This window comes from Methanobrevibacter filiformis (genome assembly GCF_001639265.1).
In the GTDB taxonomy this organism is placed as follows: Archaea; Methanobacteriota; Methanobacteria; order Methanobacteriales; family Methanobacteriaceae; genus Methanacia; species Methanacia filiformis.
Window position 1 is genome coordinate 1 of the sequence record NZ_LWMT01000154.1, and the last position, 1,227, is coordinate 1,227.

At 27.7% G+C, this 1,227-nt stretch carries 1 protein-coding gene and 1 pseudogene; both read right to left on the reverse strand.

Annotation, left to right across the window (positions count from 1 at the left end):
* Window positions 1-84 precede the first annotated feature (84 nt).
* Window positions 85-762: a hypothetical protein gene (locus tag MBFIL_RS04515; RefSeq protein ID WP_066971885.1), complete on the reverse strand. Its 678-nt coding sequence runs from the start codon at window positions 760-762 to the stop codon at window positions 85-87.
* A 120-nt stretch (window positions 763-882) separates the two neighbouring features.
* Window positions 883-1,083 (reverse strand): annotated as a pseudogene (locus MBFIL_RS11240) (hypothetical protein); the annotation flags it as partial.
* Window positions 1,084-1,227: the final 144 nt, after the last annotated feature.

Genomic DNA, 1,227 nt, shown 5'->3' on the forward strand with positions numbered 1-1,227 from the left:
AATCAAATCATTAAGCTCAGTAGAACTAATATGACGCACCACTACTTCTTTAGAATCTTTACTCATATACCAATATTATATATTTTATACTATATAAATATTGTCAAAAAATAGGTATCGTACTATAAAACTAGAATTAGTTAGATTAAGATTGTCTTTATTGTAAATAGCACCACCAGTATTATTAGAAGAACTAGCATTATTTATAGTATTTTTAGTAAATACAGAATTTTTTATATTCATTCCATAATTTATATCCCCAAATATTGCTTCTATAATGCTTTGATTGATACCATTATAGTCATAGTAGGAAAATGATGAGCCACCAGTATTATAGATAGCTCCACCATCAAATCTTCCTGTGTTATTTGTAAATGTAGAGTTTTCAATATTAAAATTAGCATAAACACCAATATCATAATTATCAGCAAGTGCCTGTGCAATAGCAACATCAGTACGGTAAAATTCAACATAAATACTTAATACACCACTTCTATAAATAGCACCACCACTATTTGCTGTGTTATTTTCAAATATAGAATTTATAATATTAAAATTACTAATAATTTTATAATCATCATCAATAGGAGACATATCTGAATAATAATAATCATCAGCCATACTTACGCTAGCTCCTAAAGAATATATGGCACCACCATCAGTTGCACTATTATTTATGAATTTAGATCCTATTACACTGATTTCATTACTAGTTTGAGTACCATATACTCTTATTTCAGGAAGAGGATAATCACTTGACATAGAAGTACTAGTAGCCGCATTATAAATAGCTCCACCATAACTACGAACAGAAGAAGTAGCTCCAGTAGTGGCATTTGCACTATTATTTATGAAAACTGATTCATTTAGAATTAAATCTTTAGTATTATAAATAGCTCCACCATAACTATTAGCACTATAATTCCTAGAATAACTTATTGCACTATTATTAATAAATATAGACTGAGATATAACAAATCCACTTCCAGTATTATAAATAGCACCACCATAACTACTAGGAGTATAAGAACCATTGTTAGCAGTAGCATTTGCACTATTATTTGTAAAATTAGAATTAACTATTGAAAAATTAGTACCACTATAGTACGATACCTATTTTTTGACAATATTTATATAGTATAAAATATATAATATTGGTATATGAGTAAAGATTCTAAAGAAGTAGTGGTGCGTCATATTAGTTCTACTGAGCTTAATGATTTGATT

Bases quoted from the DNA above. Each gene is read 5' to 3' on its own strand.
- MBFIL_RS04515 (WP_066971885.1), bottom strand. From the start codon at position 762: ATGTCAAGTGATTATCCTCTTCCTGAAATAAGAGTATATGGTACTCAA.